This is a genomic window from Ferrimonas lipolytica, assembly GCF_012295575.1.
Classification (GTDB): Bacteria; Pseudomonadota; Gammaproteobacteria; order Enterobacterales; family Shewanellaceae; genus Ferrimonas; species Ferrimonas lipolytica.
Map to the genome: position 1 here is coordinate 1,786,620 of NZ_CP051180.1, position 15,802 is coordinate 1,802,421.

A 15,802-nucleotide genomic window follows, 5' to 3' on the forward strand; every position below is an offset into this window, starting at 1 on the left:
GAATAATCAACATATCAAACTGCTGGCACTTCAAGCTTAAGTTTGTCCGCTAACGAAAAGGCAGCAAAGGTGTTGTAATAGGCCGCTTCATTGACAAAGGTTGGGTACAGCGTTCGCTCACCTTCAAAGTAGCCAACGCTGCCATCAAAGTATTGGAAAATAGGTTCACCAGGGGCGAGCTCTGTGAAATCACTGCCTTCCACCCGACGGTGCACCATCGCCAATGGTTTGCCCTCGTCGTTCAACGGTAAAGTAATGTTTTCGACGCTGGTAAACACCTCAACCTCATGACTCAATTGCGGCAACTCTTGGCGACAATGCAGTGAGGCAAACTCCAAAATCAGCTGAGTCATCTGATCCATCTGATCTAAAATATCGTGGCGTAATACCGACTGTGGCTGGGGCCCAACCTCTACCATAACCCCTCGCTTTCCAATGGTGCACAGGTAGCCCCATTGCTGATACGACTTCTCAAGCTCCATCAAGATGACCGCCTCAGGCATCTGCGCCTTAACGTATGCAGCCAGTTGACGTTCCCATGGGCAATCCTGCAGCAAAATCAACGTTGGCCCCATATTGGCGGTAGTGTTGTGCAGATCGATAACCAAATCGGTCTGGCTCGCCCCTTTAGGGCCAAACTGTTGGTTGATCGATTTAGCACGCAAGGCTTCATAATTGACTAGATTAAAGTCACATAGGCGCTCTGGCGTGAACTCTCGATTGAGGTCATCATCAAGGAAACGCCGATTCGCTTGATTGGCCTTAGGATTAGCAAACAGGGTTTGCACCATTAGATTATCAAACCGCAATGGTTGCTGCTGCCAGCGCTGCAACAGTTGAATACCAGAGAACTCGTTACCGTGAGTACCACCAACAATAAGTACTTGCAAAGCCGACGTCATGATCTTACCCCTTTGAATTGTTATTCACTCAGTGTGCCAAAACAGTCAGCCCGATAATAGCACCTCTGAATCAACTGCTTATATCTACAACAACAATGATCGATTTTATCATCGATAGGTTACCCACAAATCTCGGGGGTAAATCTGTGGATAACTGTAACAACCCCTGAGCCGCCTAGCTTTATGGCGTGATGATTTTTTCACCAGCACGATCTTGAGCGATCTATATGGCTGAAAAGCAGTCATTTATTAGTAGTGTGATGATCGCGATCACAATGCTATCTTGGTGACTATCATTCATCATTAGGCATTTCGATGTTACGTGCCGAATTTGTCGATTCGATTGACGCGATTAGCTCATCTCAATGGTGCCAGTTGTTCCCTAACTCCAATCCATTTACCAACCATAAGTATCTATTGGCGTTAGAGCAAAGTGGTAGCGTTGGCGGCAAGTCTGGATGGCTAGCTCAACACTGGTTGCTGTGGCGTAACGATAGCTTAATCGCAGCGGCTCCGAATTACATCAAACTGCACTCTTATGGCGAATATCTATTTGATTGGGCATGGGCTGAGGCTTATCAACGACATGGGCTTGATTACTATCCTAAACTGCTCTGTGCTATTCCCTACACCCCGTCAACAGGTGCTCGAATCGGCTTGGCTAAGGGTGAAGCGCTGGAGCCTGTAGTTCGTGCATTTAGTGACAGTATGCAACAACGAGCACAGCAATTAGGGGCGAGCAATGCCCAACTACTTTTTGGCTCAGACAGGTTGCAGCAAGCACTAAGCCAACAAGGGTGGCTGGCGCGACGAGAGATCCAGTTTCATTGGCACAACAACCAGTACCAACACTTTGAGCAATTTCTCGCTCGCCTAACCGCACGTAAACGAAAGAATATCGTCAAAGAGCGCCAACGTGTTCATGCCAGTGGGATGTCAATAAAGGTGGTTAGCGGGCACCAAATCGACAACGCCATGTGGCAGCGATTTTACCATTGCTATCACACCACTTACTTAAAGCGCGCCAATCGTCCCGGTTATCTGTCTTTACAATTCTTTCAGCAGTTGGGGACAACCATGCCAGACAATATTGTCATGATTGCGGCTTTTGACAACCAACAGAAGCTATTGGCCGCCGCACTTTGTTTGCGCGACGACACCACCCTCTATGGCCGTTACTGGGGGGCCTTAGTCGATATTCCAGGGCTGCACTTTGAGCTGTGTTATTACCAAGGGATTGAGTACTGTATCAAGCATGGATTACGCCGATTTGATCCCGGTGCTCAAGGCGAACATAAGATCGCCCGCGGATTTGAACCGACCTGGGTTTATGGTGCCGCACTATTGTTTGACTCCCCATTTGCTGACGCTATCGACAATTACTGCCGCCAAGAACTGCAATTACTGCAACAGCGAATGAATCAACTTAACGCAAGTTTGCCATTCAAGCAGAGCCGTTAGCGTTGAAACAACAACAATCGATTGTTGGCGGGCATGGCATCGTCATTACATAGCTGAAAGCCGTTTTGCTGTGCCAGATCGATAACCGCTTCAATATCGCGGATTCCCATATGCGTGGCGGTGCGGCGCAGGTGTTGATCAAAGGCTTGGTTCGAAGCAGAAGTAAACTGACCACCATAGTTAAATGGACCGTAATAACAGAAGCGACCTGATGAGGCCATATTTCGGCTCACCCCTTGAAACATCAACTCTACTTCAGGCCATGACATTATGTGGATGGTGTTGGCGCTAAAGGCTGCATCAAACCCTGTTAGTGGCCACAGTTGATCATTAACATCGAGCGACACTGGTTGGTGCAGGTTAGCTGCCGGGAGCTGCCTATGCCAAGCATTAATACCCTCATGATTGTCGTTGCGGTCGCTACAATGCCACTGTAAATGCGGCAGTCGTGGGGCGAAATAGACGCTGTGTTGGCCGGTACCAGAACCGATCTCTAACACTCGCTGCGACGCCGCAAAGTGCTGTTGTAATCGTTCAAAAATAGGTGCTTTATTGTTTTCGCACGCTTGTGAAAATGGCGCTAACATTGGCCCTCCTTGGCGATAAAATATCAATGTTAATGTTGTCGGTACGACCAATTAATCTTGACTAGCAAAACGCTCTAATCCCCAGACTAAGCCAAAACCAGCCAACGCACACATAATAGCAATAATAATCTGCGGGTCGCTGCCGGTAACCTCTATAAACTGCCATGGTGTTAACGACTGCTCCGTCAGCGGTACCTCGACGCCCTTAGAGTTAATACGAGTAGTCAGCGTTTGTTTCCATGGCCAAACCTTATTAAGGGTACCTATCATCAGGCCACACAGAAACGAAAGCGTCACTGTCCGAAAGCGTGTCAACAAAAATGACAGTACGTGACTAAAGGTAAGCAGCCCCATTACCGCGCCAGCCAAAAACATGGCAATAATGGAAAATTCAGCAGCCTTAATAGCCCCGATAATTGGCACATACAAACCGAGTAGTAGCAAAATAAAACTACCGCTTATGCCCGGTAAGATCATTGCGCAAATCGCCACCATACCGGCTAATACAATGTTTACTGGCGTGGGATCCAACGCTAATGGGTTGGCTGCGGTAATTAAGTAGGCAAAACCAAAGCCCACTGTCGCAGCAATAATATTGGCAGGTTTAGCTCCACCAACCTGTTTACCAATGTGAACAATCGAGATCACAATCAAGCCAAAGAAAAAGCTCCAAACTGGGATTGGGTGGTTTTCTAATAGATAGCTAATGACGCGAGCAAGACTAGCAATACTGGTGACGATACCAGTCAATAGCGTCAACAAAAAGGTGCCGTTAATATGTTGCCATGCTGCGACTACGCCCTCTTGTTTTAAGCGGCCAATCAAGCTTGGGTTTATCCGTCGAATCGACTCGAGTAAGCGATCATAAATACCAGAAATAAAGGCAATAGTGCCGCCAGAGACGCCGGGAACCACATCGGCGGCTCCCATAGCAACGCCCTTCAAAAATGTACGAAAATCGATTTGCATGGATACTGTATTCTTCAAAAAGTGAGTGCGAATTATAACGACTAATCACTGCGATAGGCACTGAGGTAGTACCTTAGTTTCTCGCTTTGAGTGACTGCGATCACGCGGCGCTGGACAGAACGTGAACGGCGACACAAGTTGTTACATTCAGACAAATTAGCGCAAGACAATGCATGCACCGGTGTATATTCTACCCGCATTCGCCCCATGTTGTTCTCGTTAGGGGAATGGGCACATCAACAATAATTAATAATGGCGAAAGTTTAATTTAACCACCGTACTTGGATGTACGGTGGTTTTTTATTGCCTATTCAATACATTAGCTACCCGTTAGAGCTAACCTAAATGGATTAAGTTCACAAATTGCCCACGCTTGCGTGAACCACTCCACAGTTATTTATTGTTGTTAAAATCAACAACAGACAAGATACCTAATAGTGGGTAGTATGCACGCATTCGCCCCATGTTGTTCCCGTTAGGGGAATGGGCACATCATAAGAATGAACAACGGCGAAAGTTTTGATTTAACCACTGCACTTGGATGTGCAGTGGTTTTTTATTAGCCATTTATAGCTAACAGTTACTAATTACGATTCTTAAATGGATCAAGTTCACATCGAATCACCATCAGCGTGAACAACTGCACAATTACCTAATTTAGACAAATCTTAACCAGACAAGATACCTATTTAGGGGTAATCTAGCTGCATTCGCCCCATGTTGTTTCCGTTAGGGGAATGGGGACTTCAGAACAATAAATAACGGCGAAATTGATACATATTGACCACTGTACTGGGAGGTACAGTGGTCATTTTTTTATCTAATACTTGGTAATAACCTACCGCTAAAAACCCAACCTTTGACTAAGCCCACTTGAGCGCACCGTTTGACTGCGAATGGCTTCAGCAACCAAACTGCCATCACTTATCACTAAACTAAACCATAGCTTTGCTCGAGTAATACCGGTGTAGATTAACTCTCTGGTTAATACCGGATTAGGCTTATCGGGCAGCACTAACGCAGTATGGGAAAATTCACTGCCTTGTGATTTATGAACCGTCATCGCAAACACCGTCTCGACACTACTCAAACGGCTAGGTAACACCGCTTTAAGACTGCCATCAGGCATAGGAAAGACCACTCGAAGCTGCCCGCCATCGCTTGCGCTTGGCAAACAGATCCCAACGTCGCCGTTCATTAGATTAACGCTATAGTCGTTACGCATCACCATTACCGGCCTGCCCGCATACCAACCTTTATCATCGCTAATCAGCTGTTTTCTTTTAAGTAAGGTGGCAATGCGCTGGTTTAAGCCGGAAACACCCCACTCCCCTTCACGTATAGCTGCAAGCAATTGAAATTCGCCAAAGGCGGTTAAGATAGATTGCTGCCATTGCAGTTCGGTTTGCTCCGGTTGAACCCCTTCATTAACCAATTGCAGATAACGTCGGTAGCCAGCGGCGCTGTGACCATTGCGTGGTGCCAAACCGTTAGCATCGCCATCAAGCAGCAGCCTATCAAAGCCGCTGTCCTGTGTGCTTTTAGGCGATAAGAAAGCGAGATCACCTTGACTGTTCATTAGCTGCCAACGGGTTTGATCGACATCGCCACGATTAACGGCACTAGCCAGTTGGCCAATACCTGAATCAGCTCCAAAGCGGTGCGATTTACGCAGCATCACCACCTGCTGCTCAAGCGAGGTACCTGCCCCAACCCAAGGGGAGAGATCGTAACCGCTGGCTCGATAAACAAAACCTTGAGTATCCGCTTGATATCGGCCCTGCTCGGCAAACTGACACAGATCGCCTAATACCGCTCCTGCTTCGACGGAAGATAGTTGATCTTTATCGCCCAACAGAATTAATCGGGCGGTCGGCGGTACCGCCGCCAGTAGACTCGCCATCATCTCCAGATCGACCATCGATGCTTCATCGACCACCAGAACATCAAGATGCAACGGATTACTGCGGTGATGACGAAAGAAGCGGCTGTCTGGTCTCGCTCCTAACAGTCGATGCAAGGTTGCCACCTCAGCAGGAATAAGCTCAGCAATCTCGGTCGGGATCTCAGCCACGTTGCCGGCCCGAATCGCGCTTAGAGTGCCGGACAAAGACTCCGACAAGCGGGCAGCCGCTTTGCCGGTTGGTGCAGCTAACTGGATCCGTAAGCCGGTACCATCGCTACCCTGCTGCTCTAGCGCCAATGACTGCAGTAGCGCCAGCAAACGCACCACGGTTGTGGTTTTACCGGTGCCTGGCCCGCCGGAAATAACGCTAACCCCTGCCCTAGCTGCCAACGCCGCCGCAACACTCTGCCAATGAACACTGCTGCCATCGTTTTCAGCGCTGTCTTTTAAGGGAGCAAACAACTGATTAAGACGATGAGGCAGGTCTTCCGGTAGCTCAAACTGTTGCTGCAATCGCTCGGTGAGAACCGCCGCAACCTCCACCTCATATTCGTAGTAGCGGCGTAGGTACAGGAGCGCTCCACTAAGCACCAAGGGTGCACTACCGCGATTGTCGTTATCAACCACCGTCGAAGCCTCTAATCCACTCAATAGCTGTTCCAGCGTAATACCCTGCAACCAATGTTGCGGTAGTGACGGCGCCAAAAACTCTCGGCCTTGGGGAGGTAATCCTAAGATTAACTGCGGCTCGTTGAGTAACATAGTTAGGTCTAAACAGATGTGGCCACGGCCCACCTGATGGCTGGCAAGAGCAGCTAACGTAAGCACCGCCGGGTTCGTTTCCCCCTGCTGTTGTAATAGCCGCACCAAGGCCAGATCGAGTTGGCGCAACCAGCCTAGTTGTTGATACTGCTCCAGCGGTACGAGTTCCGTTGGCAGTGGCTTTGGGCCAAACTGAAACGGCGCCTGCGGCTCAGCATTGAGGGTCGTTTGTGGGGTTGTTACTTCAGCCATCTACCAGCTCCTCGCCGCGAAACAGACAATCCAATTGTTCTATAAGTTGTTTAGGCGGCGACACCGTCAGTGCCCCCTGCCCAAGTTGTCCCGCTTCCAAGCCTCGCAGGAAAATATACAAACCACCGCCAACATCGCGCTCGTAGTCGTAATCTGGCAATCGTGATTGTAATAACCGATGCAAGGCTAAACTGTACAACACCGCTTGCAGTTCATAACGATGTTCCAGCATGGCAGCACGCATAGCCTCCGCTTGGTAAGCACTTTGATCTGGACCAAGGTAGTTGGACTTGTAGTCAGCAACGTAATAGCGCCCTTGGTAGTAGAAGGTTAAATCGATAAAGCCTTTGAGCATGCCCTGCAGCTGTATTGGCTGCAACTGAGGCCGTATCTCTCCGGGCCAAATAGACTCGGTGACCAAACGATCCAATTGACCGACATCGACATTGGTTGCTTCAAACCAAAACTCCAGTTCCGGCTGCGCTAATGGCAGTTCAAGTAACGACGCCTGCTGCTCAAACAGCGGTAATGGCACCTGCAGCGCAGCAGCAAACCAAGAGGCAAGCACCGCCTCTTCACCGGCAAAACCGTTACTTGGGCAGATGCTGTGCAAGTGTTGTTCTACTTCGTCGGCGTCATAACGGAATACGCCGTCAATGGCGGCCCACTCAAACAGATCATGTAAGAAGGTGCCTGGTGCCGCTCCCTTAGGAAACGCGTGAATGGTGCCTATTTCCGGCTGCTGGGGCAGTTCCAACTCGTCACTACTGGCGAGCATCATCTCTGCCAACTGTTCTGGCCGTGCTTCAGTGGCGTAATCGTCGTGTTGATGGCTCATATCTCGGAGTAAGCCAGAATAGGAGCTAATCCACCAATTTGGCAGTGGCTTGCGTGAATAGTGGCGAACCGGTGGCAGCGGCGCCGGCTCACCATCGCCACTATAAACGCGATTGGACCGAGCCATTGGTGCACTGATGCTGGTATGTGGCTGCTGCGCCAGCCGCTGCAGCTGTTGGCCAATATCTGCGACATCTAATTCAGCGCCATCAGCAAGCAATTTACCCAGTGCATTTAGGTGCACGTTGACCTTTTTGCCCTTGCCAATTTTAAGCGGTGCCAAACCTAGATAACAGGCATATTCCGCGCGAGTAACGGCAACGTACAGCAAACGAATGTCCTCGGCTAAACGTTCGCGTTCGGCGCTCGCCTTGGCTTCATCATCGGCGTTAAAACTGAGCTGATTTTGGCCATTAGCATCACGAAAAAACAGCACCGGTGCGCTGGTATTCACTGGCCGATAGTTAAACACAAACGGTAAGAACACCAGCTTGTACTGCAACCCTTTCGATTTGTGGATAGTAATCACTTTGACCAGCTCGGCGTCGGACTCGAGCCGCATCACCTGCTCGTCGGATTTCTCGCCTTTGTCACTGCACTGTTCATTGAGGTAACGCAGCAGCGCCAGTTCACCGTCGAGACTGGCCGCCGCTGCTTGCAATAGTTCTGCTAAGTGCAGCAGGTTGGTCAAGCAGCGTTCCCCCCGGGCTGGTTCAGCCAATAGGCGCTGCGCTACATCAAAACGGACCAACAGATTTCTAACCATCGGCAATACCCCTTGGGTTTGCCAGCTTTGCAGCAGCAGCTTAAAACCATCAAGCTGTTGCTCCCACGCTTGTTCATTGCGGCCAAGTTGTTCCAACTGGTTGAAGCTCAGACCAATGGTGCGGGTCGACAGCGCGGCGCGCACCGCGCGATCATCCTGCGGGTGTGCCACAGCATTGAGGATTAAGCGCAGATCAGCGGCTTCGTCGCTGCTGTAAACTGATTCCTTATCAGATAGGTAGACTGACCGCACGCCTTTAGCTGTCAAGGCATCGCGGACCGCATTTGCTTCGCCAAAGTCGCGCACCAAGATAGCTATGTCTGATGCCTGCAACGGCTCTAGTTCGCCGTCTTCGCCGTTAGCAGCGAAACCGGCGTTACCTTGCTTACCCTGATTAAGAAACTCAGTAATCGACTCAGCACAAGCATGACTCATGTTGTCGATGTAGCTGGCCTTATTAATCGGCTCGGCGTTGTCGTTATCCCACCATAGATTCAATGCCGCTTGCGGTTCGCCATTGAGTTGCCAATGACGCTCACGGCCATTGGCATTAACGCTGGCAAAGGGGATCCGCTGCTGATACATAAATGGGCCATCAGGGTATCCCTGAGCTTGTTCGAACAATGCATTGGCTGCAGCAACCATGTCGATGCTGGAGCGATAGTTGGTTTCGAGGGTGTAATGGTTACCGACGGTGTCGTCCCGCGCCTGCAGGTAGGTATAGATATCAGCGCCACGGAAGGCATAGATAGCCTGCTTTGGATCGCCAATCATCATCAAACCGGTATTGGTTTGATTAAGATAGAGTGCACTGAAAATACCATACTGAACTGGATCGGTATCTTGAAATTCATCGATCATCGCCACTGGGAATTGGTGCCTGATCTTATCGCCAAGCTGATTGTCGACATCATTATCGAGTGCTTTACCCAGATCGATAATCAGGTCATCTTGCCCCATCAAGGCCAAGCGTTGTTTTTCAGCAACAATACGATCGGCAACCCATTGCGAAGCGTGGCGTAATAACGCTTGTTTAAGGTCAAGGTTCTCCAACTCAATAGTTAGATCTTCCAGCGCCGCGAATGCTATCGATTCAATCGGGTCGACGCCCTTCTTGGCGGCAGCGTTCATGCCTCCGCTACCAAATCGATTGGCTACGGTCGTGCTCGGTAAAGGCGCATCCCCTTCAAACCAGCGCTGCAGCTCGTCAAGTTGAGCGGCCTTTACGTACTTGAGCTGTTTATTGGCTAACGCTTCCTCAATTTGCGGCCGCAGGCTAGGCCACTGCTGTTGCCACACCTTTTTACATCGGCAGATCTTCTGCTGCTGTTTTGCCGCAATTGAGGTAGGGTCATCTCCGGCTTCTACCTTACCAAGTAAGCCATAGAGATCCTTTTGCAGCTGCATCGGTTCGCTGTACAGCTGTGCTATTGGCGCCAACGCTTCAGCACTGCATGGATAGAAATGGCTCCGCCAATAATCTCGAACGGCTTCTTCAAGCAGGGCCGACAAGTCGGTTTCCAACTCGAGATTAAATAGGCTACCGCTGTCAAAAGCGTGTTCACGCAGCATTCGCTGACACCAACTGTGAATGGTGTGCACCGCTGCTTGATCCATCATTTGAGCTGCCAGCTCTAATCGCCGTGCACACCACGGGTGCTCCTCGTGCGGATAATCCGCCATCAGTGCAGCGATGATGCCATCAGGCTGCGCCATTCCTCGAAAGCAGTTCGCTGCCTCAACCAGCCGCGTACGGATCCGGTCTTTGAGTTCTTCAGTAGCCGCTTTGGTAAAGGTAACTACTAAGATTTGATCCGGCATCAAGGCGTCTTGAGGGTGGCCGTTATCACCACCATGCCCCAACACCAACCGCAGATATAACGCGGCAATAGTGAAGGTTTTTCCGGTTCCAGCGGAGGCTTCAATCAAGCGTGTGCCGCCCAACGGGAAAGTAATAGGATCCAGTATATGGCTCATTGTCCACACTCCTGCCACTGCGCAGCAGCGTGTAATGGTTGGTATAGGTTATCAACCCAAGTGGTAAACGCTGCATCGCTTATCTGTTGAAAACTATGCCAACAACGAGCTTGGTAAGCGCTATAGCTGAGATCGCCGCCAAAGCGGGAGCTGCCCTCAAATGCCAACTGTGCAGCGCCATAGGCTTTATCGCTATCGTCGGTTTTTGCTAACGTTTTGAGGTAAGCGATCCCTGCCCCTTCGGCCAACGGCAACGGACTGCTCATTCCCGCTTGGTAAGCAGATAACAGCGTTGTTAGGTGTTGCCGTGCTGTTGCTGCATCCAGAGGTTCAAACATCCAAATGCCATCACTACTTACTACATAGCTAGTAACCTGTTCTTGAGCAGTAACGTATTGGCTGTTCGCTGCCAAATGTTGCAGCCATAAGCTGGCCGCCTTGATTGGCCGTTTTAGCGTTTTTCCATCGGCGAGGTTTTGTGGCAATACCAGCAATTGAAAGCGCTGTTTACCATCACTCATCAACCCGGTTAACCAATCTTCTAGCTGCAACTGTTGATGACTGAATTTAACTTCTTGCGGAGCTAACGGCTGCCAGCCTGCGGTTAATGTTAGCGCGGCCTGAAACGCGGTTACCGCCGGTTGTGTTAAGCCTTGAGCAGCGATATCTGCAAAGGGTCCCATTGGCAATTCGCCACGGCCTTTCCAGCGCCGAATTTGCTCCGCTAGTACCGTTTCAATCCCATCACTGCCGCCCAAACGAAGTTGTTCAAACAGTTGATTACGCAATTGATAGTTTTCCAAGCCATTAAAGCTAAACGGCTCAAGATCGTTGGCGACATCATCCTCGTCACCAAGCCAAATCCCCAGTCGTCGCCCTAAGAAAAGCTTGGCGGGGTCCTTCAGCAGTGCGGTAAGATCGGTAAGGTTAATGGCTGCCTGCGGTTGCCACTGTGGCAACGCTTCTTCGGTTACCGGCGCCAGTTTGGTGTGAATAGCATGCCACTCTTGGGCGTAGGAGCTGAGCTTGGTATCTTGGGTAAAGTAGTTACGGCTAAAGGGTTGTAGTGGGTGGGTCTGAGTTAAATGCTGTACCAAATCGCCACGTTGCTTGATGGCATAGCCGCTATTGATGTGATCAAGCAACTGCCCTAACAGTACTGATGGGGTTCGTTCGGCATTATCGCGCGCATTAAAGCCAACATAGCTAAATGATAGCCAACGCCGTGCTGCCAACAGAGCTTCTAAAAATAGATAACGGTCGTCTTCCCGGCGGGAGCGATCTCCCGGTCGATACTGCGATGGTATTGTCTGGCCGTTACCATCAAGCTGACCGGCCATCGCCATCAAATCAAAATCCAGCGGCGGTCGCGAGCGTGGGTAATCTTCATCATTAAGGCCAAGCAAACACACCTGCTGAAATGGAATGGCGCGCATCGGCATCAAGGTACAAAAATTGATCTTACCAGCAAGAAAGCGTTGCGATACTCCTTCACTGTCAAACGGTGCCAAACACACCTCTTTTAACACCGTTAGCGGCAGTAACTCCTCCACTCGCGCATTTTCGCAGGCTTGATGCCAGCCGGTCATGGTGTCTTTTAGTTTGCTAACAATGGTTGCTTCAATCTCATCCTGTGGGGTGAATAGGCAATCCAGTGCCGACGCCATGCCGCAACTCCAATCCGCTGAACTCCAGCTATCACCAAAGAAACGCCAGATCCCCTCAAGGGTATCGAGCACAGCGGACAACTTGCCCACTAGGGCTGCGTCAAGTCCGCCGATCTCTTCACAGGGTTCTATATCTTGCCAGCGCTGGCCATCACCAACCGCGTAGCCAAGCAACATCCGTTTGAGGCCAAACGACCAGGTGTTTTGTTCAAGTGCGTCAGGCAAAGCTAACCGCTGTCGCTGTTCGCCATGCAAGCCCCAACGGATCCCGGCCTGCTCAACCCAGCGTTGTAACAAAGGGAGCTCGGTTTCATCGATATCAAAACGAGCGCGAAGCGCCGGTACTGCAAGCAGGTCGAGCAGTTCTGATACCGAGAAACGGGCATTGTTGAGGGAGAATAAGGTTTCCAGTGCCAATAACATCACTTGATGGCCGCGTTGGGGGCGGTCGGCAATAGTAAACGGCAGATAACGGCTATCGCTGCGATCTAAGCGACCAAACACCGCTTCAATATAGGGCGCGTATTGGGCCACATCTGGCATCATTACAATCACATCCGATGGTCGCAGCTGTGGATTATCAGCAAACCGTTGCAAAAGTTGATCGTGCAGGATCTCCACTTCACGCTGACGGCTATGAGCTAGCACCAATTGGATCGAGTCATCATCGGCGGCAATCAGTGCGGGCTTATCCTTCAACGGCGCTAACTCAAAGATCCCCCGTTGCAATCGTTGTAATAGCTGTTCCCCTTGGGGCGGTTCAAATAGGTCGATCTGTTGAAAATTGCCTTGATATTGTTGGGGCTGATCGTATTCGTATAGCATGCCGATGTAGTCTCGCCCCTGCTTGCCCCAAGCCGCCAGCAGCGGATTAACGTGATTGTGTTGCAGGGTGTCATCAAGCTCAATCGGTAAGCCTTGTTTGCGCTGATGGCGGGCATTGGCGAGCTGCTTTTTCAACAGATCTTTATCTTCAACAATGTCACCCCAGAAATGTTCACAAGGGTTATTGATACACAACAAAATTTGACAATGCTGCGCTAGCGCTGCCAACGCTTCAATACTTTGCTTGGGCAGCGTGCTGATGCCAAACACCACCAAGCGACGTGGTAAGCCTTTCGGGGTGGCTCCCTCTTGCAACGCATCAATAAACTGCTGATGCAGCTGGGCACGGCTGGTATCTCGCTCAGCGTCATCCATATCTGCCAATACCGCTCGCCACAGTTGCGCTTGCCAGCGCTGTTTCTCTGGCAACGGACTGATAGTGCCATGGCCAGAGACGATAACGTCTTCGCCTGCTGCCCAACGTTGCAACCAATCAGCGCGATACACCTGATATTGGTCGAACAGATCCGCTAATTGTTCGGCCAGCTGATCGCGCTTACGCAACGAACTCTCCCCTTCGAGAAAACGTTGTAGCGGCGCAAAATCGTTGTGCTGTACCAAGGTTGGTAGCATCCGTAACAATCGCCAGCGCAGTTGCGGCTTATCAAACGGCGATACTTGCGGCACCGCATCGGCGCCTAATACCGTTCGGTATACGGTCCAGATGAAGCGCGAGGGTAACTGCATTTGCAAACCACAGGCGATACCGTGGCCACTATCGGCCGCTAACGCCAACTTTAACCATTGCGCCATGCCGTTGCTTTGCACTAGAAAAATCTCTTGCTCCAGTGGCATCAATGGATGTTCACCAAGCCAATGCACTACCAGATCCCTTAATTGCTCAATTTGGTTGGAATGGAGCATCATCAAGCCATTGGTAAAGGGAGTACCAACAGGCGGAAGTGACTGGGAATTCAAAGGATTTCCTCGATTAGCAACAATGGTATCTGTGCCCATCATAACCAATGCATAAGCCGCTACCTAGCGAATGTATTAAGCAAGCCAGCGGCCCGAACAGTTATCATTCAATCGATGATTAAGCACTATTCACTGCCGACTTAATTGTTGCCACGGAACAGACCCACCGCCTATGGCTGATGATTCGTAGCAACACCACATAAACCGGAGAAATAAGCCCTCTCTGGCACAACCAACCTAAGAATTCGCCAAAAACATTGATTTGCGACCGAGGTCAAAGCCAACGGCGACAGATATTGCGAGAATTAACAAAGGATTAACGCTGTTGTACTACAACTTTTGCGGTAGTTACTGAAGCTAGCAAGCTTCATACCTGCCGCTTTTTTGTGTGTGACTTCAGCCTTTTATAGAGATGTAGTGATGTGGAATAGACTGAATAAGTCGATGATGTTTTGCCAAATGATGTTTGGCTTGTCGTTCTATGGCGTGATGGTGATCTTAACCCGCTTCTTCCTGGATGATATGGGCTACAGCGAAGCCGATACCATGATGGTCGTTGGCGCGTTCTCCGCTATCGGCCCGTTATTTGCGATTGCCGGTGGCTTCATCGCCGACAAATTTTTAGGAGCATATCGCTCGTTAACCATAGCCTATCTAGGCTTTGCTGCCGGTTACTCGATGTTAGTTGCGGGCGCGATCACCAAGCAGGTTCCAATGGCGCTGATGGGTATTGCCCTTGCGTCTTACGCTCGTGGTTTGATGTCTCCGTCCTACCCAAGTCTCTATCGCAGCACCTTTAAAACCCAAGAAGACTTCGAAAACGGTTTTCCGGTTAACTATTCTGTCAACAACATTGGCGCGTTTTTAGGACAGTACCTGTTCCCTATGTTGGCGCTCGCGGTTGGTTTCAACGGCTCATTTGCGCTTTCAGCAAGCTTCGCAGCAATGGCGCTAGCGGTAATGGTATTGAACGGTCAACAGATGAAAGCGATAGCCGCTGAGATAGACCAACAACCGGTAAGCCAAAAAAATTGGCTGCTGTTTGGCCTTACCTCAGTAGCAATGATTGGCTTGGTATTCTTTATGTTTGCCAACATGGATATTGGTCAAAACATCGTATATGCCATTGGCCTTGCTGCCATCGCCTACTTTACATGGTTGATGATTAAGTCCGATAAAGCCCAAGCGCTGAAAATGGGGACCATTCTAATCATGGTGATTCTGACCACGGCTTTCTTCGTGTACTACGGCCAGATGATGACCTCAATGAACATGGTATCAATCAACACCATGCGCGGTGACCTATTCGGCTTTATCCCATTTGAGCCAGAAGCAGCTATGGCGATGAACCCGCTGTGGTGTATGGTCGCAGGCCCTATCATCGCTTGGTTCTTTGCCAGCATGGACAAACGAAACATCCACATTTCTACTGCAACCCGAGTAGCGGGATCGTTTATTCTGACCGCTATCGCCTTTGGGATCTTAACCTTTGCGGTCAAAACCATTGGTACCGATGTAGTTATCCGCCCTGAGTGGTTTTTCGCTATTCACGGCTTCTTGGCCTTTGGTGAAGTAATCGTTGGTTCCATGGTGGTTGCATTTATTTTATCGGTCGCGCCTAAGTCGATTGAAAACTTCTCGGTAAGTCTGTTCTCAGTTGCCATTGCCATGTCTGGCATTGTTGGAGCTGCAATCTCAACCACCATTGCAATGGAGAAAGGCCAAGAGATCACCCAGTCGTTCGTACAAACCACTTACGGCGACTTCTATCAGTTGCTTACTAATGCGGCTGTAGTGATGGTAATCATCGCCCTCTTATCATCCTCTGCTATCACTAAGATGCTTGCCAGTGCCAAGGCACAAGAAAGCGATACCGAAGGTGCCCAAGCAGTAAAAGCGTAAGCTCAAACAAG

General features: G+C 50.0%; 8 protein-coding genes. 2 read left to right on the plus strand and 6 right to left on the minus strand.

Going from position 1 to position 15,802, the window contains the following annotated elements:
* Positions 1 to 14: 14 nt before the first annotated feature.
* Positions 15 to 902, minus strand: a complete 888-nt coding sequence (locus tag HER31_RS08370) for an aspartoacylase (protein ID WP_168660146.1) — start codon at positions 900 to 902, stop codon at positions 15 to 17.
* A gap of 315 nt (positions 903 to 1,217) precedes the next feature.
* Between HER31_RS08370 and HER31_RS08375 the strand changes: the two genes are divergently transcribed.
* Positions 1,218 to 2,363, plus strand: a complete 1,146-nt coding sequence (locus tag HER31_RS08375; protein ID WP_168660147.1) for a GNAT family N-acetyltransferase — start codon at positions 1,218 to 1,220, stop codon at positions 2,361 to 2,363.
* Here the strand turns inward: HER31_RS08375 and HER31_RS08380 are convergent.
* The 5 genes from HER31_RS08380 to recC form a co-directional block, all read right to left on the minus strand.
* Complete coding sequence (locus HER31_RS08380) at positions 2,360 to 2,950, minus strand: DUF938 domain-containing protein (protein WP_168660148.1); 591 nt, start codon at positions 2,948 to 2,950, stop codon at positions 2,360 to 2,362. The genes HER31_RS08375 and HER31_RS08380 overlap by 4 nt on opposite strands.
* Positions 2,951 to 3,001: 51 nt before the next feature.
* Entirely contained in the window at positions 3,002 to 3,919 is a 918-nt protein-coding gene (locus HER31_RS08385; protein WP_168660149.1) for a polyprenyl-phosphate transporter, read from the minus strand.
* A gap of 844 nt (positions 3,920 to 4,763) precedes the next feature.
* Entirely contained in the window at positions 4,764 to 6,839 is a 2,076-nt protein-coding gene (recD, locus tag HER31_RS08390; RefSeq protein ID WP_168660150.1) for an exodeoxyribonuclease V subunit alpha, read from the minus strand.
* Complete coding sequence (gene recB, locus HER31_RS08395) at positions 6,832 to 10,419, minus strand: exodeoxyribonuclease V subunit beta (protein WP_168660151.1); 3,588 nt, start codon at positions 10,417 to 10,419, stop codon at positions 6,832 to 6,834. Before recB ends, recD begins: the two co-directional genes overlap by 8 nt.
* Positions 10,416 to 13,889 (minus strand): exodeoxyribonuclease V subunit gamma, encoded by a 3,474-nt coding sequence (recC, locus tag HER31_RS08400; protein ID WP_168660152.1) that lies wholly within the window; start codon positions 13,887 to 13,889, stop codon positions 10,416 to 10,418. Before recC ends, recB begins: the two co-directional genes overlap by 4 nt.
* 420 nt (positions 13,890 to 14,309) lie before the next feature.
* On the opposite strand from recC, the gene HER31_RS08405 reads away from it, so the two are divergent.
* Positions 14,310 to 15,791: a peptide MFS transporter gene (locus HER31_RS08405; RefSeq protein WP_168660153.1), complete on the plus strand. Its 1,482-nt coding sequence runs from the start codon at positions 14,310 to 14,312 to the stop codon at positions 15,789 to 15,791.
* Positions 15,792 to 15,802 lie beyond the last annotated feature (11 nt).